At 44.2% G+C, this 24,559-nt stretch carries 20 protein-coding genes and 1 pseudogene; 12 read left to right on the top strand and 9 right to left on the bottom strand.

What is annotated here, in order from left to right; genetic code table 11:
- Nucleotides 1–272 precede the first annotated feature (272 nt).
- Nucleotides 273–2,396 (top strand): annotated as a pseudogene (locus tag AACT18_RS12260) (M66 family metalloprotease); the annotation flags it as partial.
- Nucleotides 2,397–2,500: 104 nt separating this feature from the next.
- On the opposite strand, the gene AACT18_RS12255 reads toward AACT18_RS12260, so the two are convergent.
- From AACT18_RS12255 to pabB, 4 genes are all read right to left on the bottom strand, one after another.
- Nucleotides 2,501–3,862 carry an L-serine ammonia-lyase gene (locus AACT18_RS12255; protein ID WP_013856773.1) on the bottom strand — a complete coding sequence of 454 codons (1,362 nt, stop codon included), beginning with the start codon at nt 3,860–3,862 and terminating at the stop codon, nt 2,501–2,503.
- Between the two features lie 101 nt (nt 3,863–3,963).
- Nucleotides 3,964–5,217, bottom strand: coding sequence for an aromatic amino acid transport family protein (locus AACT18_RS12250; protein ID WP_094144280.1), 1,254 nt, complete (start codon nt 5,215–5,217; stop codon nt 3,964–3,966).
- Between the two features lie 299 nt (nt 5,218–5,516).
- Complete coding sequence (locus AACT18_RS12245; RefSeq protein WP_017044764.1) at nt 5,517–6,146, bottom strand: CoA pyrophosphatase; 630 nt, start codon at nt 6,144–6,146, stop codon at nt 5,517–5,519.
- A 65-nt stretch (nt 6,147–6,211) separates the two neighbouring features.
- The gene (pabB, locus tag AACT18_RS12240) at nt 6,212–7,603 is read right to left on the bottom strand and encodes an aminodeoxychorismate synthase component I (RefSeq protein WP_094125301.1); all 1,392 of its coding nucleotides are present in this window, start codon (nt 7,601–7,603) and stop codon (nt 6,212–6,214) included.
- 176 nt (nt 7,604–7,779) lie between these two features.
- Between pabB and AACT18_RS12235 the strand changes: the two genes are divergently transcribed.
- From AACT18_RS12235 to AACT18_RS12200, 8 genes are all read left to right on the top strand, one after another.
- Nucleotides 7,780–9,300 (top strand): fumarate hydratase, encoded by a 1,521-nt coding sequence (locus tag AACT18_RS12235; protein ID WP_094125302.1) that lies wholly within the window; start codon nt 7,780–7,782, stop codon nt 9,298–9,300.
- 103 nt (nt 9,301–9,403) lie between these two features.
- The gene (locus AACT18_RS12230; RefSeq protein WP_010320694.1) at nt 9,404–9,589 is read left to right on the top strand and encodes a hypothetical protein; all 186 of its coding nucleotides are present in this window, start codon (nt 9,404–9,406) and stop codon (nt 9,587–9,589) included.
- 145 nt (nt 9,590–9,734) lie between these two features.
- A complete protein-coding gene (locus AACT18_RS12225) occupies nt 9,735–11,114 on the top strand; it encodes a YcjX family protein (protein WP_094125303.1) in 1,380 nt (459 codons plus the stop codon).
- Entirely contained in the window at nt 11,111–12,136 is a 1,026-nt protein-coding gene (locus AACT18_RS12220; RefSeq protein ID WP_094125304.1) for a YcjF family protein, read from the top strand. The genes AACT18_RS12225 and AACT18_RS12220 overlap by 4 nt, the downstream gene beginning before the upstream one ends.
- Before the next feature lie 122 nt (nt 12,137–12,258).
- Nucleotides 12,259–13,803 (top strand): transcriptional regulator TyrR, encoded by a 1,545-nt coding sequence (gene tyrR, locus AACT18_RS12215; RefSeq protein WP_017047584.1) that lies wholly within the window; start codon nt 12,259–12,261, stop codon nt 13,801–13,803.
- Nucleotides 13,800–14,381, top strand: a complete 582-nt coding sequence (gene rimJ / locus AACT18_RS12210) for a ribosomal protein S5-alanine N-acetyltransferase (protein WP_017043610.1) — start codon at nt 13,800–13,802, stop codon at nt 14,379–14,381. Before tyrR ends, rimJ begins: the two co-directional genes overlap by 4 nt.
- 65 nt (nt 14,382–14,446) lie before the next feature.
- The gene (locus AACT18_RS12205) at nt 14,447–14,920 is read left to right on the top strand and encodes a DUF2947 domain-containing protein (protein ID WP_010320690.1); all 474 of its coding nucleotides are present in this window, start codon (nt 14,447–14,449) and stop codon (nt 14,918–14,920) included.
- Nucleotides 14,921–15,061: 141 nt separating this feature from the next.
- Nucleotides 15,062–16,048: a GGDEF domain-containing protein gene (locus AACT18_RS12200; RefSeq protein WP_094124803.1), complete on the top strand. Its 987-nt coding sequence runs from the start codon at nt 15,062–15,064 to the stop codon at nt 16,046–16,048.
- A 10-nt stretch (nt 16,049–16,058) separates the two neighbouring features.
- On the opposite strand, the gene AACT18_RS12195 is transcribed toward AACT18_RS12200, so the two are convergent.
- The 3 genes from AACT18_RS12195 to AACT18_RS12185 all read right to left on the bottom strand — a co-directional run bounded on the left by AACT18_RS12195 (nt 16,059) and on the right by AACT18_RS12185 (nt 19,965).
- On the bottom strand, nt 16,059–16,913 hold the full coding sequence (locus AACT18_RS12195) for an EamA family transporter (RefSeq protein WP_094124802.1): 855 nt from the start codon (nt 16,911–16,913) through the stop codon (nt 16,059–16,061).
- 142 nt (nt 16,914–17,055) lie between these two features.
- The gene (gene alr, locus AACT18_RS12190) at nt 17,056–18,279 is read right to left on the bottom strand and encodes an alanine racemase (RefSeq protein ID WP_094124801.1); all 1,224 of its coding nucleotides are present in this window, start codon (nt 18,277–18,279) and stop codon (nt 17,056–17,058) included.
- Nucleotides 18,280–18,333: 54 nt separating this feature from the next.
- Complete coding sequence (locus tag AACT18_RS12185; protein ID WP_176428334.1) at nt 18,334–19,965, bottom strand: methyl-accepting chemotaxis protein; 1,632 nt, start codon at nt 19,963–19,965, stop codon at nt 18,334–18,336.
- Between the two features lie 404 nt (nt 19,966–20,369).
- Between AACT18_RS12185 and AACT18_RS12180 the strand changes: the two genes are divergently transcribed.
- From AACT18_RS12180 to AACT18_RS12170, 3 genes are read left to right on the top strand one after another with little or no spacing between them, the layout of a single operon-like run.
- Nucleotides 20,370–21,788 (top strand): SLC13 family permease, encoded by a 1,419-nt coding sequence (locus AACT18_RS12180; RefSeq protein ID WP_176428335.1) that lies wholly within the window; start codon nt 20,370–20,372, stop codon nt 21,786–21,788.
- 8 nt (nt 21,789–21,796) lie between these two features.
- Entirely contained in the window at nt 21,797–23,134 is a 1,338-nt protein-coding gene (locus tag AACT18_RS12175; RefSeq protein ID WP_017044755.1) for an ATP-binding protein, read from the top strand.
- Nucleotides 23,121–23,594, top strand: coding sequence for a response regulator (locus tag AACT18_RS12170; protein WP_010317964.1), 474 nt, complete (start codon nt 23,121–23,123; stop codon nt 23,592–23,594). The genes AACT18_RS12175 and AACT18_RS12170 overlap by 14 nt, the downstream gene beginning before the upstream one ends.
- 50 nt (nt 23,595–23,644) lie before the next feature.
- Here AACT18_RS12170 and AACT18_RS12165 read toward each other — a convergent pair whose 3' ends face one another.
- Together AACT18_RS12165 and cspE are read right to left on the bottom strand one after the other, a co-directional pair.
- Nucleotides 23,645–23,854 carry a hypothetical protein gene (locus AACT18_RS12165; RefSeq protein ID WP_013856790.1) on the bottom strand — a complete coding sequence of 70 codons (210 nt, stop codon included), beginning with the start codon at nt 23,852–23,854 and terminating at the stop codon, nt 23,645–23,647.
- 279 nt (nt 23,855–24,133) lie between these two features.
- The gene (gene cspE, locus AACT18_RS12160) at nt 24,134–24,346 is read right to left on the bottom strand and encodes a transcription antiterminator/RNA stability regulator CspE (RefSeq protein WP_010317961.1); all 213 of its coding nucleotides are present in this window, start codon (nt 24,344–24,346) and stop codon (nt 24,134–24,136) included.
- Nucleotides 24,347–24,559 lie beyond the last annotated feature (213 nt).

The following is a 24,559-nucleotide window of genomic DNA, read 5'->3' as shown; positions in this document are numbered from 1 at the left end:
TTAGTCGGGGGGGCGGGGAGAGGTGAAAAAGAGACGGGGTGACCCCAGAAAGGGGGGGGAGGGGGGGTGGTGGGCACGGGGGCGATAGGCGTGAAGCGATGGAAAAGGTGTTGGTCTCAAAGGGTGTAAAAACCGCAACCGGGGGAATGGAGAGTGGGGGGGTTTATCCGAAAAAATCAACCCGCCGCTACAACCACATTACCGCACACACCAACGTCGGGGTGTATACCAAAGAAGGTACAGATTTAGCTCAAGTTGTGGTTCATGGCGGCAGTGGCGGTGGCGGTAAAGTAACCCTGCAAAATACTACCGGCAATGAATGGTCCCATGAACTGGGCCATAACTATGGGCTTGGCCACTACCCATATATGGCGTCGATTCACGATATGGAATCTGGCTGGGGTTGGGATGCGTTCCAGCAACGCTTTATTGGTAACTTGCACTGGAAAGGCGACGTTTACACCCAACAGCAAGGTGACGATATTGTACCGCCGTTTAAAGATGCGTTCCGTTTCCTGCGTGATGCGCAAAATGGCGGTGAACAAGAGTACGTTGGCACCATCAGCCGCTTTACCTTGGAGCATCCGGCTCAGTCACGCAAAGCACAGCGTTGGATGAACAACGGTTTTAACCTTGATAGCAACAGCCCAAGCGGTTATGTGCAGTGGGATCCGAGTACCCAACGTTATAAAGCGGTAGAAACCGATACACCGAAACTGCAGCAAGTGGGCGTACCCGTAGTTACTTTATTGGGGATTTACGATCCGCAGAATGAGAACCCTAGCCAAATCTATCCTCTGATTTACTCGAATTATGGCAACGTGTTTGAGCTGCCACAGCCAGAGCAAGGGGATTATCAGTTGGAAGGTTGGCAAGCGGTGGCGAACCTGACTCAGGCACAGCTCGATAGCGATATTTGGCAAACATTACGCATAGATGGTGAGCTGCAACGTTTGTGTAAGTTTACTTTCCAAGCGGCCAATGGCGATAGATCGCAGTTTGTCGGTGGGATTGAACCCAGTACCGACCGTTGTTCTGTTGGACGTGATGTGACATGGAACATCAACGTGAACATGACCTCTGCGCAAGGCGAGTATGAACTGCTTTCCAAGTATGGCCGCGGAACGGTGACTTACACACCGACGGTCGATGTCGGTGAAGTGAGCCTATGTACACTCAATAAGTCTGGAAATGATCACGATGGAGCTGGATTTGTCGTCGGTAATCACTGTGAACAGATTGCAGGTGTGATGCATAAAAATGGCCAAACGTGGCGCTATGCCATTCGTGGCGATGAAGTGTTGCGTCCTACTTACCAGGTTCAGGGCCAGTGTCAGTTGGATGTTGAATTTGCAGATGGGATCCGCGAACAGGTGCGATTGAGTGCTTCTCGCCACGCTGGCAATGAAAGTAACAAGTTCCACGTTAACTTATCGATGGAGAATGGAGTACCAACTCAAGTGAGTTTGCATTGTTCGGGTCGAGGCGGTGAAACAGAACTGACTCGAATGACGCCAGATCAGAACCCGCCACTGGATAAGCTCAAAGGCCTCATCATCATTGGCCAAGAGTACGGTTACAGCCAAGTGGTCGATATGACTCCAACCTTCGCGCAGAATGAAACTCTGTTGAACACGGATTTTGCAACGATCGCTGAGTTTGATGCTTTTGTGGCCGAACACTATGGGCGTGGCGTTCTAAACAATGGCGTGACGAAAGCGGAGCGCCGAGCAGGGGCATTGTATGTCTACCCGAACCCAGAAACGGGCATGCATGATTACTTTGTAATGCGTATGGTAGATGCTGGCGCATTCCCGGCCGATCAAACCAGTAATCAAGGTTGGAAATACCTAGGTTCGGCAGATCGCTATGTGAACTTTGCTTTCAACCCAATCAAGCTCAATAGAGCGGCTGGTGTGAGCATTGAAGCGCGTGTACAAAGCTACTTTGGTGTATCTCGCTTATTGACATGGGATGAGCGTACCTCAACCACTTGGGATAAGGCGCAAAATGCGGTGTTTGTTGGGCAAATCGATGGTGAAAACCATTACTTTATCCAAAAACGCCCAGGAGAGGGGGAAGCTTTCCCGGTGCTCGGAGAGTCAAACCTAGATTGGGTTTACCTTGGCAGCGACAGCACCATTCAAGCTTACCTTGCGGAATTAAATCGTGATTTAGCAAGCTTTGAACGTTCGTTACTGGAGTGGTATCAACAAGATGCGATGGGCGTGTGGGGCAGTGATGGCCAGCGTGGTCAAGTGAACGATATTTATCAATACGCTTTCCGTGGCGGCTATCATTACTACCGCTTGAAAGTGACTAAGTACGGTTATTTCCCTTACCCAACCGATCCCAATCCAACCAACAGTAGCTGGGAATATCTCGGTCAGTTTTAAGTTCCTCACTGGATCGTGAGGTAAAGTCGTAAAATGCGCCACTCGCTGTTAAGCGAGTGGCGTTAAGTTTTAATGAACGAGGTTTTTAAATAGATAGGTGCTCGTTAGCAAACGACTTTAATCGCTAAACCACCTTGGGACGTTTCACGATATTTGGCGTTCATATCTTTACCTGTCTCAAGCATGGTTTCGATCACTTTATCAAGCGAAACACGAGGTGCCGATGAGCGGCGTAGCGCCATACGCGTTGCGTTGATCGCTTTCACGGCAGCAATACCATTGCGCTCGATACAAGGCACTTGTACTTGTCCCGCGACAGGGTCACAGGTTAAGCCCAAGTTATGTTCCATCGCAATTTCAGCGGCCATGCAAACTTGTTCAGGGCTTCCACCCATCAGTTCTGCAAGGCCCGCGGCTGCCATCGAACAGGCAACACCTACTTCACCTTGACAACCCACTTCCGCACCAGAAATAGAAGCGTTACGTTTGTAAAGCCCACCGATAGCGCCAGAGGCGGCAAAGTAACGGATATAGTCTTTTTCAGTAACGGTCTGAATGAATTTATCGTAATAGGCTAACACTGCAGGAATAATACCGCATGCGCCATTAGTAGGTGCTGTCACCACACGCCCACCCGCGGCATTTTCTTCGTTCACTGCAAAAGCGTACATGTTTACCCAGTCAACGACCGCCATTGGATCGTTAGTGGTTTTTTCTGATGTCATTAACTGTTGACGAAGTGCTGCTGCTCGGCGTGGAACACGAAGAGGCCCTGGTAAGATACCTTCAGTATTCATACCGCGGTCCATACATTCGCGCATGGTTTTCCAAATATTGGCAAAGTAAGTACGAACTTCTTCATCAGAATGCAGTGCTTTTTCGTTAGCCATAACCAGCGTACTGATGGAAAGACCACTCTCTTTGCATTGGTTCATCATCTCGTCAGCGCTAGTGAAGACATAAGGAACTTTAATAGGGTTCTCTTTTTCTTTACCAAAGTTCTCTTCATCAACGATAAAACCACCGCCGATAGAGTAGTAGGTTTTTGAGTAAACGACCTCATCATCGATCCACGCGTGGATCTGCATGCCGTTTTCGTGCAAGGACAAATTCGTTTTGTGGAAATTCATTCCACCTTCTTTAGGAAACGATACGGTATGACAGTGCATACCAACGGGAAGACGCTCGGTTTCTTCAACGCGTGCGATAAAGCCTGGAATAGCATCGATATCAACTTTCTCAGGGGTATTACCAGCAAGACCCATGATGATAGCGATATCTGTGTGGTGACCTTTCCCTGTCAGTGATAATGAACCATAAACGTCCACGGTGATTTTAGTGATGTCGCGCAATTTTCCCATTGAACGTAAATCATCAATAAACTCTTTACCCGCTTTCATCGGTCCCACTGTGTGTGAGCTTGAAGGACCAACACCGATTTTATAGATATCAAATACACTAATCATATCGATTACCTCAAAAGTAAGCCCCCCTAGCTAAGAGGGAGGCTCATTATTATAGTTATGTTCTGTATGCAGTATTCATGACGGTTGATATAACCACCAGATTAAAGAGCGCCGTAGATTACAGAAGTAATAGCAGCAAGACCACAGATAGTTGTGAAAATCTGTACTGGTGCTGAAGTCTTGAACTTAGCCATTGCAGGGATCTTGTGCATTGCAAATACAGGCAGCAGGAACAAGATGCCAGCAATCATCGGTGCGCCCATGGTTTCAATCATGCCTAGGATGCTTGGGTTTACAATCGTTACGATCCAAGTTGTCAACACGATGAAGATCAGTGACATTTTTTCAATCTTGCTTACTGAGCTATTTGAGCGAGATTTAATCAAACCAACTAGGCCTTCATGTGCCCCTAAAAAGTGACCAAAGTAGCTAGAGGTAATCGCTGCAAAGGCAACAAGAGGACCCATGTAAGAGATGATTGGTGATTCATGGATGTTTGCTAGGTAAGAAAGCACAGAAATGTTTTGCTCTTTTGCTAACGCGAGTTGCTCTGGCGACAGAGACAGCACAACAGAGAACACGAAGAACATCACAAAACCCATCAGCATCATGGCCGAGCCACCAGTGATCATATCGGTTTTCTTAACCGCGTTGTCACCATGTTGTAGGCGTTGCTCTTTAGAGAACTGGCTAATGATTGGGCTGTGGTTGAATGAAAACACGATGATAGGAATTGCAAGCCAAACGATGGTTGGCATCGCAGACCAATCAGGTGCGACTTCAATCATAGAGGTGTTCCACTCTGGAATAAGGTAGAAAGAAAGTGCTAATAAAATGAAAACCAATGGATACACCATGGCAGACGTTGCTTTTAGCATCAGCTCTTTACCAAATACTACGCCAGCCGTCATTGCCACAATCAGCGCACCAGAAAGTAACCAACGAGGAATCGATTCCATGCCAACTTGGTTAACAAGGAAGGAATCAACGGTGTTTGTGATACCAACGCCGTAGATAAGAACGATAGGGTAGATGGCGAAAAAGTATGCGAACGTAATAAGGTTTGCGCCAGTTTTACCAAAATGCTCTTCTACTGTGTCAGTAATATCAGAATCAAAATTTTTTGAAGAAAGAACAAAGCGAGCTAAGCCTTTATGTGCGAACCAAGTCATTGGCGCCGCAATTAGGGCTAACATTACTAATGGCCAAAAACCACCCGCACCAGCTTTAATTGGAAGGAAAAGTACACCGGCACCAACGGCTGTACCAAAAAGTGAAAGACACCAAGTGAAATCTTTATAAGTCCACTTGCTAGAGGATTGTACGGCAGATGCCGACGAAGTTGTTGTGTTCATATTGTATTACTCATTTTTGGGAACAGGAAATAAGTCGAGCGCATTTTGCATAATTTTCTCATTCGAAAACTAGATCTAAATCATGTAACGTTCTGGCTTATTGAATGATATGTCAAAAACCCATTTTTGATCACGAAAATGGCGTGCTACATGTGAGTAATGTTAATGATTTGGATTAGTAAAAGTTATCAATATAATGCTTCGATTAACATTTATTCATGCCAAACGTTTGCTTTTGGACGGGATAAGGAAAAATAATCATCCGTGTTATTTAAACTTATGGTTGAATAGTTTGAATATTAATGAGGTTGAATAACTTGTTTTTGCAAAACATGGATGATCTGCGCTGTCATCCCCCAAATAAAATGATGTTGATAAGGGATGGCGAAAACGCGATGTCGTTGATTTTTTACTTGAAATAATTCGCTATAGAGTTTGTTTCGATCAAACAGGTGGTGGGCGGGAACTTCAAATATTTCGTCCACTTCATTGGTATCAATAATGGCCTTGTAATTGGGGTTGATAAAAGCAAGAAAGGGCGTCACTACAAATTTACTGACGGTAACCAATTCAGGCAGTTGCCCAAAAATAGTAATGTCGTTTGCTAGAATTCCAATTTCTTCTCTTACTTCACGAAGCGCAGTGATCTGCAGCGAACCATCGACTTCCTCATATTTCCCGCCAGGAAAACTGATTTGTCCCGGATGATGTTTAAGGTGCGCAGCTCTCTTGGTTAATACCACATTTAAACCATTCTTCCGCTCAACAAAACCAATTAACACTGAAGCCTTGCGTAAGGTTTGAGGAGCAAGGTGTGCCACACGACGGATAGATTCTTCATGATAAGGCACAGGTTGTTGCAACTGAAAGCGCTGGATAAGCCGATCTTTTGTCAAGGGGGTCGCAGTCTGTACGCTGTTTCTCTTCATTTTCGTTACCTATTCGGATTTTGCGTCTACCTCTTTTTAGCCTAGTTCAATAAACCTTGGAAAGGTTAACGAGGTTGTTCGAGCACAGGTAAAATTCGGCTCAGTTTATCCAGTGTCTCCTGATATTCAAGCTCACACTGACTATCGGCAACAATACCGCCACCAGCCCAAACGTGCAGTTGTTGCTTCTCTGCCACCAAAGTTCGGATAGCAATACTGCTGTCCATTGTCCCGTGGCGGCTAATATAGCCGATGCTGCCACAGTAAGCGCTACGGCGGTGAGGCTCTAACTCCTCAATAATTTCCATTGCACGTACTTTTGGTGCGCCAGTAATTGAGCCTCCGGGGAAGCTGGCTCTTAATAGATCGGCCGCGCAATAGGTGGAATCAAGTTCTGCGCGAATGGTACTCACAAGGTGATGCACGGCAGGAAAACTTTCAATATCGAACAGCTTAGGCACATGTACAGACCCCGGTTTTGCCACACGGCCAACATCGTTTCGTAATAGGTCAACGATCATCAAGTTTTCTGCTTGATCTTTTTCTGCGCAAGCAAGGTCTGCCGCGTTAGCGGCGTCAATGCTGGGGTTATCGCTTCTTGGTCGGGTGCCTTTTATCGGCTTAGTTTCGATGATGTTGTGTTTGACCTGCATAAAACGTTCGGGAGAGACACTCAAAATCGCTGACTCCTCTAAGCGAATAAAAGCCGAAAATGGTGCGCAATTAAACGCTTCCAGTTTTTGATAAGCTTGCCATTCACTGCCTTCATAATGCGCTTGAAAACGCTGTGCAAGGTTGATTTGATAACAATCACCACTGAGCAAATAGCGCTGGATTTGCTCAAATTTCCGTTGGTAGCTCTCTTTACTCATGTTGGATTGCCAATCAGAGCGTAATACAAAATCGTCGTTATTTTTTGAACTCTGAGCATTGAGCCATTGCCATGCTTCATCAATATGATTGCCCACCACGTAGGCGGCTTGGTGCAAATGATCAACGACCACAGCCCATTGATAGAGACCAATCGCCATATCAGGTGTGGATAGATCGTGCTCAGCGAGCGTTGGAATTCGTTCTATCTGCCGCCCTAAGTCATAGGCAAAATAACCGAGTGCACCGCCCACGAAAGGAAGGTCTATATCGCTTTGAACATCGGGCAAATACTGCTGCTGCAACTGTTTGAGCAGTTGGAATGGGTCTGCCTGAGAATCATAACGAGACTGCGGTTCGCATACCGTCGTTTTATCCCCTTGTGTCACTAAGGTGGCCAGTGGTTCAGCGACTAAAATATCAAAACGGCTATCGATATGCGTCTTAGAGGCGGAGCGCAACAGCATAGCCCACGGGCAGTCTTCGATTTTAGAAAACAATTGGTGAGCGAGATCGACATGGTAAGTCAGTGCGTTAACTTGGATATGATTGAATTCGTTGTTGTTCATTTGCGTAATTTGTGACAAAGAGACCGATCACTGCATGGCGTGTTGAGTAAAGCAAGAGTATCATAAAATGCAAATTAAAAGCTGCTACTTGATTGAATCACATCAATAAGTTGATTTTTTGCTGAGAAGCTTACCGCTTATTGAATGAGGAACATGCAACAGTCAAGGGAAGCATAACAATAACGAGGCACGCAATGACGGTAATTCGCAAGCAGGATGTGATCAGCAGTGTCGCTGACGCTCTTCAATATATCTCTTACTACCACCCTCTGGACTTCATTCAAGCGCTAGAAAAGGCTTATCATCGAGAAGAGAGCCAAGCTGCGAAAGATGCGATCGCACAAATTCTCATTAACTCGCGCATGTCAGCAGAAGGGCATCGACCCATTTGCCAAGATACCGGTATTGTCACTTGTTTTGTCAACATTGGTATGAATGTGCAATGGGAGTCTGATCTCACGGTGCAAGAAATGATTGATGAAGGAGTTCGTCAAGCGTACACCAATCCAGATAACCCATTGCGCGCTTCTATATTAATGGATCCTGCTGGTAAGCGTATTAATACTAAAGACAATACGCCTGCTGTCGTTCATATCAATATGGTGCCAGGAAATAAAGTCGACATTCAAATCGCAGCCAAAGGCGGCGGCAGTGAGAACAAAACCAAGATGGTAATGCTCAATCCTTCCGATGACATTGCTGAATGGGTAGAAAAAACCGTACCCTTGATGGGGGCGGGTTGGTGTCCTCCGGGTATGCTCGGCATTGGTATTGGCGGCACCGCGGAAAAGGCGGCTGTGCTTGCTAAAGAATCACTGATGGAGCATATCGATATTCAAGAACTGATTGATCGTGGTCCACAAAATGCGGAAGAAGAACTGCGTTTAGATATTTTTAACCGCGTGAATCGTTTAGGCATTGGTGCGCAAGGGCTTGGTGGCTTAACCACCGTTGTGGATGTAAAAATCAAAACAGCGCCGACTCACGCCGCGTCTAAACCTGTTTGTATGATCCCTAACTGCGCGGCGACCCGCCATGTTCACTTTACGCTAGACGGCACGGGCCCTGCTGAACTTACACCACCAAAGCTAGAAGATTGGCCACAAATTGTGTGGGACGCAGGAGCAAGCGCGCGCCGCGTCAACCTTGATACGGTTACTAAAGAAGAGGTTCAAGAGTGGAAAACCGGTGAAACACTGCTTCTTTCCGGTAAGATTTTAACGGGCCGCGATGCCGCACATAAACGACTCCAAGCAATGTTGCAAAATGGCGAAGGGCTGCCTAAAGGCGTCGATCTTAAAGGTAAATTTATCTATTACGTTGGCCCCGTTGATGCGGTGGGTGATGAAGTTGTTGGTCCAGCAGGCCCGACCACATCGACTCGCATGGACAAGTTTACCGACATGATGCTTGATGAAACAGGCATTATGGGGATGATAGGCAAAGCAGAGCGTGGCCCTGCGACGGTGGAGTCAATCAAAAACCACAAAGCGGTCTACTTGATGGCGGTGGGCGGCGCGGCTTACTTAGTGGCGAAAGCGATTAAGAAAGCACGCGTGGTGGCATTCGAAGATTTAGGTATGGAAGCCATTTATGAATTCGAAGTTGAAGACATGCCAGTCACGGTTGCGGTGGACTCGCGTGGCGCGAATGCTCACCAAATAGGCCCAGACACATGGAAAGTGAAGATTGCCGAAGCTCAAAAGAAAGCTTAATCTGATCTCATCGCGTTCTCACGATAACTGCAGCTTAGGCTGCAGTTATCGTCTATAAATCAGTAGATAATTGAAATGCTCATTTGCAAAACTAGGAGGGTAGATGCCTCGTTTTATTAAAATATTACAAATTATTATCGCTATTGTGGTTGGGGTTTTCCTCGGCTATGACCTTATTCTACATGGCATCAGCATCTTCGATGATAAGTACGTCACAATCACCTGCGTGTTATGGGTGATGCTTGAGGCTGCATTGTTTGTGATTTATAAATTAATAGAAGATGATTGAGCCGATGTGAGCAGCTCAACACAGAACAGCGAATTTTTTGGCCAAAAAAGCCTAAGCCTCTGATTCTTGTCAGGGGCTTTTTGTTCATCTCTGATTAATGTGAATACACATAAAGTAGCGTCATCAAATGAAGTGGAGTGAGTGAATGAAGCACATTCGTCGAGAAATGACTGATTTAATTAACCGTGGATTAGATTCGCACGTTCGAATTGCTGTCACGGGGTTATCGCGAGCGGGGAAAACGGCTTTTATTACCTCCTTAGTGAACCAATTACTGCACACCTCTACCCATGATAATTTACCGCTATTTTCCGCAACGCGTGACCGACGCATTGTGGGTGCAAAACGTGTCCCTCAAACTAACTTAATGGTTCCACGCTTTGCTTACGATGAAGCGATGTCACAGTTACACAGCGAACCGCCACATTGGCCTGTGCCCACTCGTGACGTCAGCGAAATTCGCCTAGCGATCAAATACAAACCTAAAAAGCGCAGTAAAAAATTATTTGGTCACACGGCCACACTTTATCTCGATATTATCGACTATCCGGGTGAATGGCTGTTGGATCTGCCTCTGCTCGAAATGACCTATGAACAGTGGTCAGAACAGCAGTTTTCAGCGCTAAGTGAACTACGTTCCTCATTAGCCGAGCCGTGGCTTGAAGGGTTAGCTAAACTTGATGTAACACAAGACGCCAATGAGCAAAAGCTTGCTTCACTGTCGATGCTGTTTACGGAGTATTTGGACGCGTGTAAAAATGCCGGTTTACATTGGGTGCAACCGGGGCGTTTTGTGTTGCCGGGAGAGCTAGAAGGTGCGCCTGTTCTGCAATTTTTCCCATGCCGTAATCCGTACGGTGAAGACAAGCCGGCTCCCAATAGTAATTACAGCATGTTAAAAGCACGCTATGAAGAATACCAAAACAAGGTTGTGAAAGCTTTTTACAAAAATTATTTTGCCACGTTTGATCGGCAGATTGTGTTAGTCGATTGCTTATCTCCACTCAATGACGGCTACGACTCCTTTTTGGATATGCGTCGTGCGCTTGAACAGATTATGCATAGCTTTCGTTATGGTCGTAATGGTTTACTCAAGCGTCTGTTTGCACCCAAGATAGACAAAGTGCTGTTTGCCGCAACCAAAGCGGATCATGTCACCCCTGAACAACACCCGCATTTGGTGTCGTTACTGCAGCAGATGGTTCATCCTGCTTGGCAAAGCGCCGCCTATGAGAATATTGAGATGAGTTGCATCAGTATGGCATCGATACAGGCCACACAAGCGGGTTTTATTGATAGCGGTGAGCGCACCATTCCAGCCTTACAAGGCGTGACTCTCGATGGCGAAACTTTGACCATTTTTCCCGGCGATGTGCCGAAAAAGTTACCTAACAAAGAGTATTGGCAGCATCAAGGGTTTGAATTCACCAGTTTTAAACCAAGAGCATTTAGCTGTGATGAACCTTGCCCTCATATCCGTTTAGATAAAGCGTTGGAATATTTAATTGGAGATAAGCTGAAATGAGTGATTTAAAAACCAAGCAAATCTTTAATCAAAGATTAGAACCACAACAGAAGAGTACGCCAGAGCTTACGGCTCAACAGCAATTTCAAAATAATGAAGCCTTCATTCCAATGCCGATCAGCAATGAAGAGAGTGCTGCGGAAAAAGAGTTGGAGCAAATCATTCGTCCACCACAAGGTCGGAAATGGCGAGCTGCGGCATTAGTTATAAGCTTTGCAGGTTTAATCGGTTGGCAAGCTATCGATTCAGTTATCACGGCGATTCAATCAGCGGACTGGTTAGCATTAGGCTGGGCGGGATTTATTGCTGGTTTGGCATCGTTAGGCTTAAGTACCTTAATCAAAGAGCTGTGGAAGTTACGAGCACTTCGCCATCATTTTAGTATTCAAGAGCAAAGCGAACAGCTTATGCAAACCGACAGCGTTGGTCATGGGCTCGCGTTCTGCCAAGCTCTAGCTAAACAAAGTGGCATAAAAACCGAAAGCCCAGCCTATGATCGTTGGTTAAACAGCGTTAATGCTTCACACAGCGATGCTGAAATACTCGATATGTACGATGCTATAGTGGTGAGTGAACAAGATAAACAAGCAACCAAAATCGTCTCACAATATTCAACAGAAGCGGCAGCTTTAGTGGCAATTAGCCCTTTAGCCATCGCAGATATGTTGTTAGTGGCATGGCGTAATTTCACTATGATTGATCAACTGGCAAAACTGTATGGAGTGTCATTGGGTTACTGGTCTCGTCTCTCTTTATTTAAGTCAGTATTGGTTAATATGGCAGCGGCAGGTGCCAGCGAACTCGCCATCGACGCCAGTATGGATCTCCTTTCTATGGATTTAGCCGGAAAAGTATCCGCGCGGGCAGGGCAAGGTTTAGGAGTGGGAATATTGACCGCTCGTCTTGGTTTGAAAGCCATGGCACTGCTCAGGCCGATGACATGGCAGCCAGACAGAAAAGTAAAATTAGGGGCGATTCGCAAACAGATCGTCGCAAGAATCGCCGCGCTTACGGTGAAATAAGCAACATTTATCAAATAATATGCCCGAATGTGAACCTCAAAACATGAGATAACTTGACGCCATACAAGGCTTGATAGAAACTACTGTCAACTTTTCCTGACACTTTTTATTAGGATTTTTAAGTGCGTCTTGAAGTCTCTTGTGAAGATAGACTCGGCCTAACCCGAGAACTGCTCGATATTCTTGCATCGAGAAACATTGATTTGCGTGGGATTGAAATCGATGTCATCGGCATTATTTACCTCAACTGCCCTGACATTGATTTTGAAACATTCAGTGAATTGATGGCTGAAATTCGCCGAATTTCTGGCGTAAAAGATGTTCGGAAAATTCAATTCATGCCCATGGAGCGGCATAACACCGAGTTAATTTCATTACTCAACAACGTGCCTGATGCGGTGCTGGCGATTGATCTGAAAGGGTTTGTTGATATGGCAAACTATTCAGCACTATCGCTGTTTAACAAAACAGAGAAAGAGGTGATAGGGCAGCCGATTTCTGCATTATTACCTTTCTTTAACCTATCACGCTGGCTTGAAGGCAACAAAGCACGCCAACGTGAGGAGATCGTGCACGATGGTCTCGATTATCTGATGGAGATGATGCCTGTTTATATTACGGGTGAGTCGAAAGAATCAACCTTGGCAAGTACCATGATGATGATTCGTTCTAAAAGCCCTAGCGGCGTCGTCGATGATGCTTTGCCTTTACACAATAACCTTGGTTTTGAACATTTTGTCGGAGTTTCTAACCGCCATAAAGCGCTCATTAGCCAAGCTAAGAAGCTGTCAATGCTTGATCAACCTTTGCTTATAGAAGGCGAAACCGGAACGGGTAAAGAGATGTTGGCCAAGGCTTGCCATAATCGCTCTCACCGTGCCTCCTTTCCTTTCTTAGTTCTGAGTTGTGCTTCAATGCCGGATGATGTTGCGGAAACGGAGTTGTTTGGTCATGCGCCAGGGTCATTTAATCATCAACAAGGTCACAAGGGTATTTTTGAACAGGCGAATGGCGGTACTGTTTTTCTCGATGAAATAGGGGAGATGAGCCCTCATTTACAAATTAAGCTACTGCGCTTCTTGCAAGATGGTACATTCCGCCGCGTTGGTGAGGAGCATGAAGTTCATGTTAATGTTCGTGTGATTGCCTCGACGCGTCACAAGTTGGCAGATTTAGCCGAATCAGGCGCATTTCGTGAAGATCTTTTTTATCGTCTGAATGTGTTAACTCTCCGTATTCCTACTTTGCGTGAGCGGTCTAACGACATTCAGCCATTGCTTGAACTGTTCGTGGCGAAACACATTAAGAAAATGGGTATGGCCAAACCACTACTAGCGGAAGATTTGGCGGATCAGCTCTCTCATTACCAATGGCCAGGCAACGTACGACAGTTGGACAACATGGTGCTCAGGGCGCTAACGGAGATGTCTGATAATCAGTTAACAGTGGATCTCTTCCATCTGCCGCAGCTTGAAACCGTTCATACTGGCAATACCCATGTAAATCTTGATGGCTCATTAGATGACATCATGAAAGAGTATGAATCTCAAATTTTGGAACGTTTATATCAGTCTTTCCCTTCAAGCCGTAAGTTGGCTAAGCGTTTAAACGTATCACACACTTCTATCGCCAATAAGCTACGCGACTACGGAATTAGGAAAAATTGATGCAGTCATGCAGCACCTTGTCCCAAGTGTATGAAGTGGACAATGATATTTTAGTGCGAACCGCAAAACTTGAAGATGCGGAGATGATCGCCGCCTATTTTACGAGTAATCGTGAACATTTACGGCCTTGGGAACCTAAACGAGAAGCGGCGTTTTTTGAGGCTCACGGGTGGGCACAGCGGCTGATTAAACTTGGTGAGCTGCATAAAATGCAATTAGGCTATTATTTGCTCATCATCGATATTAACAGTGGTGACATGCTTGGCACCATTTCGTTTAGTAACCTCTCGCGCTTTCCATTTTATGCTTGTAATCTCGGCTATTCGTTAGCGAAGAATGCACAAGGTAAAGGCATCATGGGCCGTGCATTAAAAATGGCGTGCCACTACATGTTTAAGGTACAAAACCTACACCGTATCATGGCTGGTTATATGCCAATCAACAAACGCAGTGAAGCGGTGTTGATGAAAATGGGCTTTCAGGCCGAAGGTCACGCTAAAAATTATTTGCTCATTGATGGCCAATGGGAAGATCACAACCTAACAGCATTGGTTAATGCTGATTGGCGCCCAAGCTAATGGGTTATCGTTTTAAAAGTAAAGCGGCTATATTCACAAGTCAGCTAAAACATTAAGGAAATTCAATGTCGTATTTGCCTTTGGATCAATACCAAAGAAAATGGATTTTCACTCACCAATCAATGCCAGTCCCTGAGCAAGATCTGGTGCATATTAAACCCATGTCTCAAGCCAGAGCGGCTCAGTTTTGGCTGGAAAATATCAGTGCTCAAAGCCCAGATTCAGAGAGGTTAAGTTCTCAAGATTGGCCTCGTAAAGCAGGCAGTTGGATCAATGAAATCAGTTGGATGAAAGAATGGGAAAGTGACGATGAATCATTACCCGTTGATATTTTGGCCCATATTGATTGGCAAAATGACGTGACCGTTTATTTTTGTTATGAAAAGTACAATATTATCGAAACCCAATGGTCGGTATTTAAAAAATACTGGAAAAATTTCTTATTTTACGATGATGGACCAATCTTATTGGGGCGTCGCCGTGCTCAAGCGTTATGGTTTGGTTCAAATGGCAAAGTCAAATTGGGTAATAGAAAGTAACGAATAAACGAATAAAAAGCAGCTTAGGCTGCTTCTTATTCGTTCTACAGTACTCGAGAGTTATTTAATTGATACAAACTTTATAACATCACGCTATCCATTCTTTCCTATACTGATCATAAGAGATGTTCGGGAGGGCGCATGGACGATAAAATTCTCCAATCTGTTGTTGAAATTACGGGGCAGAAAAATGCGGTGTCATTGGGTTATTGTGTCATCAGCGCTCTAGTCGAGATGTTGCCTCTGAAATCGGCCTGCTTAGAACATTATATTGGACCTCATTCCTATGTCATTGCAAAAGCTACTATCTGTAGCCGTATACCTGGAAAATTTGAAATTAACTGGGAATATGAGGGCGAGACGGTTCCAAGTTATGAACATAACCATTCTGATATCGAGCCCAAAATAGAAGATTTAGGTACAAACGGATACCATTGCATTTACCCTATTGCTATCAACGATAGTTTTTCTGCTAGGTTGTCTCTGATTCTAAAAGTTCCGCCCAAACAATATCGAATGCTCATTGAAGGCTTTGTTAAAATTTACCAAAATTACGTTTTATTATTGCATGAAAATGAGCGTGACAAGCTGACAGGGTTGCTGAATCGAAGGACGTTAGAGGATAGGTTGCGCCTTAGCTTTGATGTGCTTCCTGAAACGACGACAGTAGGCTCAGTGATGCCTTGGGTTGCCATCATTGATCTCGACCATTTTAAACGGATCAATGATAATTTTGGCCATCTGATTGGCGATGAAGTTTTGCTCTTGGTGGCTCAGCAAATGCAGAATTTTTTTCTTAATCAAGAACAACTGTTTCGGTTTGGTGGAGAAGAATTCGTGATTATTTTTCCTGCCAGTGAATATGAGGTCGTGTTAAACAGAACCGAGAGGTTTAGACAGCACATCGAGCAGTTTCGTTTTCCTCAGGTTCAACATATCACGCTTAGCATTGGTCTCTGCTCTATCTCGCCAAGAGAATATCTCTCAACGATTTTAGATAGAGCAGACAAAGCACTCTATTTCGCCAAAAACCACGGTCGCAATCAAGTACAATGTTATGAAGATCTGTTGCGTAACGGTGTATTCATTGCAAATGAAGAGGGGGACAGTAGTGCCGAACTATTTTGAACTGTTCACCTTATTTCTTCGCCGATAGCGTGCTACCCATTGAGGCCGTGATGATCATCGTAATGGCGATCCATTGCATTAAGCTTAATTGTTCTTGAAGAATAATTAATCCAGCTAATGCGGCGATGGCGGGCTCTAAGCTCATTAACACACTAAAGTGTTGTGTAGACAAACGCTTTAAAGCCGACATTTCTAGGCAATAAGGTACGGCGCTTGAAAGAATCGCGACAGATAACGCCATAGGCAGTATTGACCACGTAAAAATAGACGCCTCTGATAATACAACGCCGATTGGAAACGCAAACAGGGCCGCAATTGTCATCCCTATCGCAACGGTTGCGCCTCCAGAACCGACACTCCCCGCTCTTTGACCAAACCATATGTAGGCTGCCCAGCATCCGCCGGCCGCTAAAGCCAGTGCAACGCCAATCGGATCAAGTGCATCGACACCCGTTAGATCGGGCAATAAAAAAACAATGCCCAGAATAGCAAGCGCAACCCAAATCAGATCTTTTTTGCGTTTAGATGAGAGAAATGCAATGAGTAATGGCCCTGAAAACTCCAACGCAACCCCAATACCAAGAGGAATTCGTTCAATAGCAAAATAGAACATCAGTTGCATGCCACCTAGGCTTGCTCCGTAAATGATCATTGAGCGCCATTGTGAAAGAGAAAGTCGTAACTGCCATGGGCGAAAAATCATTAACAGTATTAATGCAGAGAGACCAACGCGCAGTGCAATTGTTCCACCTGGGCCAACAATAGGAAATAACTGCTTGGCTAGTGACGCGCCAGATTGAATGGTGGTCATGGCCAAGAGTAGAGTTAACACAGCCAAGAATATAGGAGATTTAATCGGTCGCATGCGCATCCATATGAAATAAAAGGAACGGGCCGATTATGCCTGAAAAATAAAGGGGTTAATAGGAACAACGAGCGGTGAATTAAAAGGGGATACCGTGAGTGCAAAACACTCACGGACCAAAAGATAAATAAGTGGGCTTGGCTTAGTGGATGTAGAAACGAGGGTTTGCCGTTCCCCAAATCGTATACAGTTCAGGGAATATGAGCTCTGCATTTTCTTCCAGCTCACTGACAGTGATTCGGCCTTGCTTTTGCGCGCCAAACAAGGTGACTTCCTGATTAGGAAGGACGCCTTTCACATCGGTTACGTCAACCAATGTGGTGTTCATTGAAGTTACTCCAACCACCTTTGCTCGTTGACCGTTAATCAATACGTCACCGCGATTGCCCATTTTTCTTGGGTAACCATCTGAATAGCCAACAGGCAGATTTGCCAAAACACTCTCTTTGGTTACGCGGTATGTACTGTCATAGCCAACAGTGCTTCCTTTAGGAAGATGATGCAATGACGCAATACGTGTTTTGAATGAGACGATTGACGGATATTCCGGGTTAGTTGGTAAGTCGCCATATAGGACGCCGCCAGGACGTACCATATCAAGTTGTGCTTCTGGTACATTGAGAGCAGTGTAGGAGTTGGCAACATGCAAAATCAGTTCATCGCGTTTTAGGTTTGCTTGCTGAATCAACCAAGCTGAATTGGTATTAAAACTGGCCAACTTACTGCGGATTTCGTCTGGATTGTAATTGGGGAAATGCGTCATGATCCCAACAATTTGTATGTCGCTTTGGGTAGCAATCGCAATCGATTCTTGTTTTCCTGCATCGGTTGACATATCGATACCATTGCGTCCCATACCGCCATCATTTAATGCCAAATGTACTCTTATCGTTTTACCTTTTTGCTGGCTTAGCTGAGCGAGTTGCTCAGCTTGTATTTTACTACCGATTAGCTCTTCGATATCGAACTCGACACTTTGTGCGATTTCATCAATGCTCGCAGAGCGAACACGCATCAACTGGCCTTTAAACCCGCTCTCACGTACGGCTCTAGCCTCTGCATTACTGGTAATTGCGATACAAGGGATCCCTTGCGCGAGAATAGTTGGCATTAAGCCGCGAATACCGTTGCCGTAAGCATCTGCCTTCATCACGGCGCAAATTTTAGTTTGGCTGTTGATGTGGCTCTTAAACTGCTCAATATTTTGTTTGAATTGGCCAAGATCGATCTCAAGCCAAGTATTGGATTGCTGAATTTCTTGTATAGAAGGCTCACTGACGTTAAGGCTTAAAGGTGCAGAAGTCGCTGAAAAAGAGGGTAAAGCCATGGCAATTGACAGTGTAAGAAAAGAGGCTTTGAAATTCATTCTATCTCCTAGGTAAGTAAAAACAAGAAAGCCCCGTTAGGGGCTGACTCTATTTTAGTTAAGTTTGAAACGCCCCATTGCGTCTTGCAATGTGACCGATAATTGACTGAGTTCGTGGCAAGCTTGCGCCGTTTGTTCTGAACCCTGCGCGACTTCTTGTGAAGCCGTATGAATATTTTCAATGTTGCGGCTTAGTTCATCGGCAACGGAATCTTGTTCACTACAAGCACTGGCGATTTGTGTTCCCATATCCGCAATTTGAGCTACTGAGTTTTCAATTGAAACCATCAATTGCTGCGAGTGGGTTCCTTGAACGACGCAAGAGTCAATGCTGACGCGCGAACGTTCGGTTGCTTCTTTTGCTTCGCCTGCCATGGTTTGTAATTTTTCGATAATGGTTGTGATTTCGCCAGTTGAAGCTTGAGTTCTTCCCGCAAGGGTGCGCACTTCATCGGCAACAACAGCAAAGCCTCGGCCAGATTCACCAGCGCGGGCTGCTTCAATCGCAGCGTTCAGTGCCAATAGGTTCGTTTGCTCAGCGATGTTACGAATAACGTCAAGTACCACGTTAATTTGTGTCGATTGTTGTTCTAAATTTGCAACGGTTTCGCCAGCCTGACCAATGATTGTAGCCACTTGTTGAATGGAGCTCACCATCGCGGCATTGTCTGTTGCACCCTCTTGGGCTTTAGTGTTGGCACTACTTGCTTGTGATGCTGAGTCTTCCGTGTTGCGTGCTACATCGGCCACTGCGGCTTTCATTTGCGTCATCGCTGTTGCGACTTGTGTGATCTGATATTGCTGCTCTTTCATACCTTGAGCTGAAATATTGGAGATTTGACTCATCTCTTCCACAGCACTACTCAGTTGTGTTACAGCGGAGATGATCTCTTCGATCAGTTGACGTAAATTGTTCTGCATCTTTTGTGAGGCATCGGCAAGTTCACCTAATTCGTCATTGCCAATAGCATTACGATCGATCTGTTTTGCTAAGTTACCTTCTGCAATCGCGTTTGCTTGGTCAACAACCAAACGCAAAGGCCCACAAATTATGCGAGTCAAGAAGAGGGTGATAATGACCATGACGACGATAATGGAAACATTACTGATACTGGATGAAGTGTTCAGTGTGTCAACTGCTTTAAGAATATAGCTTTTGTTGCCATCCATTGCTTTTTGCAAGATGCCAATCAGCGTTTTTATGTCGGCTTCAATATGACGAAAATTATCGAGAGATTGGTTTAACAGTTTATGCGCACTATTTTTGTCATTGTTCGCTAAAGCCTGATTAAATTGTGCAATTATGCTGGTGTAACTATCCCAGTCTTTCATTAGCTTTTTAAATGTTTGCTCTTCTTCGCCTGGCCAAACACTTTTGCCATATTCTTTTAAACCAGCATCAATTTCTTGTTGCAATTGGCGGCTAGTCACTAAGCGTTGATTAAGCTCGTTTGCATCGTCAGTGAGCAAGGAGGCAAACTGCGCACGACGCCAATAGGAGAGTTTATCTCCCATTGAATCTACGTGTTGTAGTGCAGGCAGTGTATCGTCGGCAAAATTCACCAACTGACTTTTGACTTGTTGGAGTTCGCTATATAAAAACCAAGCGAAGAGGATGTTGATTAAAGCGATGAGGCTAAATGAGCCTGCAATTTTCTGTCTGATGGATAGATTTTTTAAAAACATGAATGAGTTACCTTTGATTGTTTTTGTCAAAAGTCGCTTGAGCGAACAACATCCATTTACCGACAATGTGATCTATATCCTAATTGGTCGCGGATATTATCATGTTATCTATAAATTGACGATACCTATACTATTAAAGTAGCAGATGTTTGATTGTGCAAAGATAAAACGATTGATTAATTTTAATGATGTGAGGGTGGTTGATTATTGGTTTAACACCTAAGCGTGGTGAGAGGATTTGCAAGCGACCCCTCATTCTGAGTATTTGCCTTAGTGGTAATCGTTGTTCATTGATCTAACACCAAACTTTTTGCTGAGTAACTGTAACATAATGGCAACGTTGTTCGAGATTCAAGTACACCTTTAATTATCGTTTCTATGAGTACTCAGGAAGAGTTTATATGGTGCGTCCTTACTTAAAATTTATCATCCCTATTTTAGTTCCATTACTTATTTTATTGTTGCCTATGACCGCTTTCCCTTTTGAAGGGATGACCGTAATACAACAGCGAGTGATTGCCATCTTTTTGCTCGCTGCTCTTTGTTGGGTATTTGAACCGATCCCAATCTATGCCACATCGGTAGTCGTGATCGTGTTAGAGCTCCTAATGGTATCGGATAAAGGTATCTGGTTTATGAGGCTTGCTGAGGGAGAAGCTCATTTTGGTGGCTTGCTAAAACATACTGATATCATGGCGACGTTTGCCAGCCCAATTATTATGTTGTTTTTGGGGGGCTTTTTCTTAGCCATGGCCGCCACTAAGTATCGCTTGGATGTCAACCTTGCACGAGTGCTGCTCAAACCATTTGGCCAGAACCCCAAGTATGTCATGTTAGGCTTGATGTTAATTACTGGCATCTTCTCGATGTTTATGTCCAATACCGCAACAACAGCGATGATGCTTTCCATTTTAACGCCAGTCATCGCGGTATTTGGCCCAAAAGATCCAGGGCGAATTGCTTTTGCTTTGTGTATTCCGGTCGCCGCTAATATTGGCGGTATAGGTACGCCAATAGGTACTCCTCCCAATGCGATCGCATTGAAATATCTGGTCGGTGAAAATTTAATTACCTTTGGCGAATGGATGCTCTTTGGGGTGCCGTTTGTGATCATAATGATGGCACTCGCGTGGGTATTGATTAGCGCCATGTTTAAAGCAGAGCAACAAAAAATTGAATTGACCATTAAAGGTAAATTTTTAAAAACACCAAAAGCCATTATTGTGTATGTCACCTTTGCTCTGACCATTCTTCTTTGGTTGATGGGCTCAACCCATGGTATGAACTCTTATACTGTTGCACTGATACCCGTGGCTGTCTTTTCTCTTACTGGCATCATTAACAAAGAAGATCTAAAGAAAATTTCTTGGGATGTGTTGTGGTTAGTGTCTGGTGGTATTGCGCTAGGACTTGCATTAGACAAAACGGGGTTAGCGCAACTAGTGGTGAACAGCATTCCTTTTGCACAGTATTCACCTTACGTTGTTTTATTTGGTGCGGCATTTTTGTGTCTCATTATGGCCAATTTTATGTCACATACCGCCACCGCGAACTTATTAATGCCGATTATGGCCGCGCTTGGTGCTTCAATGACTTCGCTTACTCCATTAGGTGGAGAAATCACGTTGATTCTCGTGGTTACCTTTGCTGCATCACTTGGTATGTCATTACCTATCAGTACACCACCTAATGCGTTGGCGCATGCTACCGGGCACGTTCAAAGTAACCAAATGGCTAAAGTAGGGGTTGTCCTCGGTGTGATAGGGGTGCTGCTCAGTTTTGTTATGGTTTGGTTACTTCATGCGGTTGGTCATATCGGTTAGGTAGCATTATGTCGGATAAAAGACTTGTTGCACTCATTGATCGTTATTTCCGCCATCCTGAACGGATGGTGAAACTGCCTTCGGGAAGTATTGTCATTGAGCAAGAAGGTTATAATGATCGACTCTATTTCGTATGGTCGGGAGAATTGAGTGGCTATTACAATGAAAAAGGCGATAAACCGATAAAAGTTTTTTCAGCCGGTGCTGGTGCTTTTATTGGCGTGCACAGTTTTTTTTCTGGTGAATGGATAGCTTCTTCAACAGTGGTGGCTGAATCTACGGTAGAGCTTGCCTGGATCGACCGAACTACGGCTGTTTTAGAAGAAGATCAATATGGACCTTTAACCGCCCAGTTTACCCCCGTTATTGTGAATGAATTATCCCGCCGTCAACGACGCGCAACTCAAGAATCAGTGGCAAAAGAAAAAGCATTAGAAAGGTTATATTCGGCTGAGCAAATGACGACCTTGGGCCAGTTAGCGGCGGGCATTGCCCATGAATTGAACAATGCCATCGGGGTAGTGAGTAGCAAATCTGAGCGATTAGAAGTACTGTTTATGGAGCTGCTCGAAGAGGTTCATCCTGAAGCGAGCCTCTTTTTCGATTTTGGCTTGATGTATGGTCAGAAAGTATCGTCAAACGAAGCTAGAAGGCGAGGTGCTCTTTTCGAAAAGCAATACGCCCTGCCTAAAAATGTGGCAAGAGATTTAGCAAAAGCGGTTCCAGAAGACTACTTATCTTCGCACTGGCTGAAAAATCCACATTTAGCTATCCGTTATTGGCAAATGGGCCGTGACTTGCATGATTTACGTTTGGCCTCTAAACATACTGTTGGCATTGTTAAATCAGTAAAACAACTGGGCCGAACTGAAATTACTCAAGATGAAGAGTTCGATATTAACGATACGATCAATCGAGCATTGGCACTATTACAGAGTGATTTACGACGTGTCAGTGTCCGTATTAGGCCTGCTGCATTACCCTTATTTAAAGGATCTCAGACAGAGCTGGTACAAATTTGGGTAAACATCATCAAAAATGCCTGTGATGCGATGGCTAACATAGCAGAGCCAATGATAGAGATACAAACCAAATTAAGTAAACAACGTATATTGGTAACCATTGCTAATAACGGTCCTGAAATTAACGAAGCCACTAGACGGAAAATATTCCAACCAAGCTTCACCACCAAAAAAGGAGGGTTGTCGTTTGGTTTGGGACTAGGGTTATCAATAGTGAAACGCATTGTTTCTGGGTATGGTGGAAATGTCGTACTCAAAAGTGACAATGAAAGAACAATATTTAGAATTAAATTACCCACGGAGAGCGATTATGGAGAAGCTTAATATCATTTGTGTCGATGATCAAAGGGAAGTATTAAGTGCGATACTGCAAGATCTTCAACCACTCACTTCTTGGTTGAATATTGAAGATTGTGAATCGGCTTATGAAGTATTGGATCTAATGGATGAGTTTGACGAACAAGGTGAGCATATTGCGCTGCTGATGTCAGATCATGTGATGCCAGGAAAGACAGGAGTCGAATTATTAACCGAGGTCGCAGCAGATTCCAGATTTAAGAAAACAAAGAAAATTCTGTTAACAGGGCAAGCAACACACACAGATACGATCAATGCGATTAACACTGCAGGTGTAAATAGGTATTTTGAGAAACCATGGAATGCGAAAGAGCTGGTAGATTGTGTTCGCACTTTAGTGACAGAATTCATCTTTGAAGTAGGTTTAGATTATAAAGACTATCACAACGAATTAGATCAGAAAATAGTGCTAGCAAAACTGAGATAAGTGAATAATGCCCAAATAACTTTAACGGCGGCTATTAAAGTGTTTGGGTATTAATCGATGATATTAAAATGGCCAATAAGCTTGTCATCAGCATTCAATATTTGTCCTTGAGAAGATTCTTCATCATAAATAAAATTGAGATGAAGAGTGTCTAAATTGCAATTTATCTGACTTAATATATGACGTGTCAATATGTCACTATTAAGTTGATGAATAGTCGCATTCCAAGAGCAATGTTTAATATTAAAATGAATATTCATAGTGAGCGTAATTTTTGTGTTGCTTTAGATTTAGCAAACCAAAAACGCTTTCTACCAGTTGTACGAGACATAGTAGATCTCCTTTGTAAAAATGAAAATATTACATAGATAGAAATAGGATTGTCAAAACGGTTTATGCAAAAATGGCTGAATGTTCGAACGGGATAAGCAGAGGGAACGGAGCAGAAGTTTGAGCGATAACGTTGATAACTATAATTTATAATCTAGGTAAAAATAAGAGCGCTGGCGTGGTGCCAACGCTCACACATTCATGCGAAATTATTCAGCACGTACGTTAGCAGCTTGAGGACCTTTAGCACCTTGTTCTACAACAAAAGATACTTTTTGGCCTTCTGCTAAAGTTTTGAAACCTTCAGAAGCGATAGCGCGGAAGTGTACGAATACATCTGGACCGCCGTTGCTTTGAGAAATGAAACCAAAACCTTTAGTTTCGTTGAACCATTTTACAGTGCCAGTAGTAGTGTTAGACATGTTATGTCCCTTATAAAAATAAAAAATTTTAAAATACAGGTGTTGCTTTGAGACGAATTATTTAAATGAGACCATGAAACTAGAGGACACTTTGAATTGAATCTGAAAGGGAACTTTGGCTTACTTGTTACATTAATAACCCTGTTCAACAGAGCGGGCATATAATCGCATGGTCCTCAATCAAAGTAAAGCATTTATTTTAAAATAATTAAG

The organism is Vibrio sp. V04_P4A5T148 (genome assembly GCF_963875605.1).
GTDB lineage: Bacteria > Pseudomonadota > Gammaproteobacteria > Enterobacterales > Vibrionaceae > Vibrio > Vibrio anguillarum.
Note: the sequence above shows the minus strand (reverse complement) of the source record. Positions and strands in the feature narration are given on the sequence as shown.

Bases quoted from the DNA above. Each gene is read 5' to 3' on its own strand.
- AACT18_RS12245 (WP_017044764.1), bottom strand. From the start codon at position 6,146: ATGAAGAGAAACAGCGTACAGACTGCGACCCCCTTGACAAAAGATCGG.
- AACT18_RS12170 (WP_010317964.1), top strand. From the start codon at position 23,121: ATGGAGAAGCTTAATATCATTTGTGTCGATGATCAAAGGGAAGTATTA.
- AACT18_RS12220 (WP_094125304.1), top strand. From the start codon at position 11,111: ATGAGTGATTTAAAAACCAAGCAAATCTTTAATCAAAGATTAGAACCA.
- AACT18_RS12205 (WP_010320690.1), top strand. From the start codon at position 14,447: ATGTCGTATTTGCCTTTGGATCAATACCAAAGAAAATGGATTTTCACT.
- AACT18_RS12195 (WP_094124802.1), bottom strand. From the start codon at position 16,913: ATGCGACCGATTAAATCTCCTATATTCTTGGCTGTGTTAACTCTACTC.
- AACT18_RS12185 (WP_176428334.1), bottom strand. From the start codon at position 19,965: ATGTTTTTAAAAAATCTATCCATCAGACAGAAAATTGCAGGCTCATTT.
- cspE (WP_010317961.1), bottom strand. From the start codon at position 24,346: ATGTCTAACACTACTACTGGCACTGTAAAATGGTTCAACGAAACTAAA.
- AACT18_RS12255 (WP_013856773.1), bottom strand. From the start codon at position 3,862: ATGATTAGTGTATTTGATATCTATAAAATCGGTGTTGGTCCTTCAAGC.
- AACT18_RS12175 (WP_017044755.1), top strand. From the start codon at position 21,797: ATGTCGGATAAAAGACTTGTTGCACTCATTGATCGTTATTTCCGCCAT.
- AACT18_RS12225 (WP_094125303.1), top strand. From the start codon at position 9,735: ATGAAGCACATTCGTCGAGAAATGACTGATTTAATTAACCGTGGATTA.
- AACT18_RS12230 (WP_010320694.1), top strand. From the start codon at position 9,404: ATGCCTCGTTTTATTAAAATATTACAAATTATTATCGCTATTGTGGTT.
- AACT18_RS12200 (WP_094124803.1), top strand. From the start codon at position 15,062: ATGGACGATAAAATTCTCCAATCTGTTGTTGAAATTACGGGGCAGAAA.
- AACT18_RS12250 (WP_094144280.1), bottom strand. From the start codon at position 5,217: ATGAACACAACAACTTCGTCGGCATCTGCCGTACAATCCTCTAGCAAG.
- alr (WP_094124801.1), bottom strand. From the start codon at position 18,279: ATGAATTTCAAAGCCTCTTTTCTTACACTGTCAATTGCCATGGCTTTA.
- AACT18_RS12165 (WP_013856790.1), bottom strand. From the start codon at position 23,854: ATGAATATTCATTTTAATATTAAACATTGCTCTTGGAATGCGACTATT.
- AACT18_RS12235 (WP_094125302.1), top strand. From the start codon at position 7,780: ATGACGGTAATTCGCAAGCAGGATGTGATCAGCAGTGTCGCTGACGCT.